Here is a 2,908-nt window from a genome sequence, read left to right on the forward strand (position 1 = left end):
TATGAAAACATTCAAAAACTGCTTTAAGATTCTACTAGGCTCATTCCAAAATCATGCAATTAATACTAATATTACCACCCCTACTATTTCTCTAGTCTGAGTGTGTCTGCGAGATACATACAGTGGCGACAGAATTGTCAAACCTTGAAAGAACACGTGTAATAGAGAATGCGAGTTGTGGCATTTAGAAAATCAGTAATTCTTCGACGCGAAATAGGCGGCAGCTGCAGACAGATGTATCAAGCGGGCTATTTGGGGTGTATTTACAACAAGCTCTTCTGGAGTGGGCCGCCGCAAGCATAAAGTTAGCTGGTAGAATGGAGCAAGTGCGAAATTGGGGGTTGCAATTTTGCCACGATTGTAGCATTATAATGAAGGAAATTTTATATAGAAACGGGAGCTTGTAAACAGGCTGAGAGGAAGGTGTGACCTTCGACCGAGAACCTGATTTGGATAATGCCAACGTAGGGACGCCGATTATTTGTATTATACGCGGAAGCTATTTGAGAAATCAGGTAGCTTCCGCTTTGTTTTTGCAAAAAATTAGGAGGAATAATGGAATTTAACAGCGAACTTTATTTTATTACGGACAGTACACCTTATGAGCAGGCAGAATTTTTATTCCGTGTAGAAGAAGCGCTAAAGGGGGGCGTCACCTTAATGCAGCTTAGGGAAAAGAATCGAACTACTAGGGAGTATATAGAGCTTGCTAAGGCTGTTCATGAAATCAGTAGGCGGTATAATGTGCCACTGATTATTGATGACAGGGTGGATGTTATGTTGGCATCGGATGCCGAGGGAGTACACCTTGGAGCAGAGGATATGGATCTTGCTACGGCAAGAAGAATCATTGGAAAGGATAAGATACTTGGAGCCACTGCAAAGACAGTGCCTGTGGCAAAGGCTGCTTACGAGGCTGGCGCCGACTATTTGGGGGTTGGAGCAATCTTTCCAACAACCACCAAGGTGAAGACGATTATCACATCAGTGGAAACTCTTAATGATATCGTAAATACGGTACCAATTCCTGTGAATGCAATTGGTGGATTAAATCCTTCTAACATGGATGTGCTAAAGGGAGTAAATATAGCAGGTGTTTGTGCAGTCTCTGCCATTATGAAAGCTGATTCACCAAAGCTTGCTGCAGAAAATATGCTTAAGAAATTTAGGGAGATTAAAGGATGAAGGTAGTTTTAACAATAGCTGGTAGTGATAGCAGCGGAGGGGCAGGAATACAGGCAGATTTAAAGACCATGACTTGTCTTGGGGTATATGGAATGTCTGCAATTACAGCACTAACCGCCCAAAATACAATGGGTGTAGATGATGTGATGGAAACAAGCCTTAATATGCTGGAGGCCCAGATAGATTCCTGTCTTTCAGATATCACAGCAGATGCAGTGAAAATCGGTATGCTTCCATCTGCGGAGCAGGTGCTTGTAGTGGCAAGAAAACTACGTGAGTACAAAATGCAAAATATTGTGGTTGACCCTGTAATGGTTGCAACCAGCGGAAGTGCTCTGATGAAAGATTCCACAAAGGATATTATGGCAAAGTATTTGTTTCCGATTGCAACTGTGATTACTCCAAATATCCCTGAGGCCGAGGCTCTTTCAGGTATGAGAATCTGTAATAGGGATGATATGGAAAATGCGGGAATAGAAATAGGCACAAAATACGGATGTGCAGTTCTTGTAAAGGGTGGACATAGTATTGAGGATTCCAGTGATATGCTTTTTGCTAATGGAAACATCACATGGTTTGAAGGTAAAAGGATTAATAATCCAAACACCCATGGAACAGGCTGTACATTATCAAGTGCTATCGCCTCACATCTTGCCATGGGATATAACCTGAAGGATTCCATAAAAAGGGCAAAGCGATATTTGGAAAATGCAATTGCAGCAGATTTAGATTTAGGACATGGGTCAGGACCGCTTAACCACATGGCCAGATTATATAGCATGACGTAAAGGAGGGATGAGCGTGGTTTTTGTAAATGGAAAAGAGCAGACTGCAAATGGCAAAACCGTGGAAGATATTATAAATGAAATGAATATAGACAAAAGAACAATTGCAGTTGAGCTGAACGAAGAGATTGTTTCAAAGGTTGATTATGACAGTACCACTCTTAAAGATGGAGATGTGCTAGAGGTAGTTAGCTTTGTTGGAGGTGGCTGATATGGTGCCTACAAAGGAGGAGTTCTTTAGCGCCCTAGAGTTTCGCCATGGCAGGAAAAATCAGCGCAAGTTTGCTGATGCTACTGTAGCCATTTGCGGCCTGGGAGGACTTGGTTCTAACATCGCCATATGCCTTGCAAGGGCTGGAATAGGTAAGCTGATACTGATTGATTTTGATGTGGTGGATGTAAGCAATCTGCATCGGCAGCAGTACATGGCAAGCCAGGTGGGGATGTATAAAACTGAAGCACTGAAGGAAAATCTCTTGGAGATTAATCCGTACATAACAATAGAAAGCTGCACTGTTAGGATGACTGAAGATAATACTGTAAAGCTTGTAAGTGAAGCTGACGTAGTCTGTGAAGCCTTTGATAAGGCAGAGTGCAAGGCAATGGTAGTAAATGCAGTGCTTACGGATTTCAAGGACAAAATCATTGTGTCGGGCTCAGGCATGGCAGGTTTTTCCAGCGCCAACGCCATTGTAACCAAAAAGCTTTCAAACAGATTTTATATGTGTGGCGACGGGGTGAGTGATGTGAATGATGGAATTGGCTTGATAGCAAGTAGAGTAATGGTGTGCGCAGCTCATGAGGCTCACATAGTGCTTAGGCTTCTTATGGGTGAGCAGACACCTTAAAAAATGTGAAAGGAATAATGCAATGGAAAATGACAAACTGGTAATCGGTGGGAAAGAATTTGATTCAAGATTTATATTAGGTTCAGGAAA

Annotated in this window: 4 protein-coding genes and 1 riboswitch; all 4 genes read left to right on the forward strand. The window is 42.3% G+C overall.

The genetic code is table 11. The features are described from left to right. The first annotated feature begins 383 nt into the window (after positions 1-383). Positions 384-488, forward strand: a riboswitch (TPP riboswitch). 67 nt (positions 489-555) lie between these two features. The 4 genes from thiE to thiF are packed head-to-tail and all read left to right on the forward strand — an operon-like array spanning position 556 to position 2,818. After that, the gene (thiE, locus tag IJ535_RS09580) at positions 556-1,185 is read left to right on the forward strand and encodes a thiamine phosphate synthase (RefSeq protein ID WP_294301852.1); all 630 of its coding nucleotides are present in this window, start codon (positions 556-558) and stop codon (positions 1,183-1,185) included. Next, positions 1,182-1,973: a bifunctional hydroxymethylpyrimidine kinase/phosphomethylpyrimidine kinase gene (gene thiD / locus IJ535_RS09585; protein ID WP_294301856.1), complete on the forward strand. Its 792-nt coding sequence runs from the start codon at positions 1,182-1,184 to the stop codon at positions 1,971-1,973. The genes thiE and thiD overlap by 4 nt, the downstream gene beginning before the upstream one ends. A 7-nt stretch (positions 1,974-1,980) precedes the next feature. Next, positions 1,981-2,181, forward strand: a complete 201-nt coding sequence (gene thiS / locus IJ535_RS09590; RefSeq protein WP_330619578.1) for a sulfur carrier protein ThiS — start codon at positions 1,981-1,983, stop codon at positions 2,179-2,181. Between the two features lies 1 nt (position 2,182). Beyond that, positions 2,183-2,818 (forward strand): thiamine biosynthesis protein ThiF, encoded by a 636-nt coding sequence (gene thiF, locus IJ535_RS09595; RefSeq protein WP_294301858.1) that lies wholly within the window; start codon positions 2,183-2,185, stop codon positions 2,816-2,818. The last annotated feature ends 90 nt before the right edge of the window (positions 2,819-2,908 follow it).

Source organism: Pseudobutyrivibrio sp. (genome assembly GCF_017471675.1).
GTDB lineage: Bacteria > Bacillota > Clostridia > Lachnospirales > Lachnospiraceae > Pseudobutyrivibrio.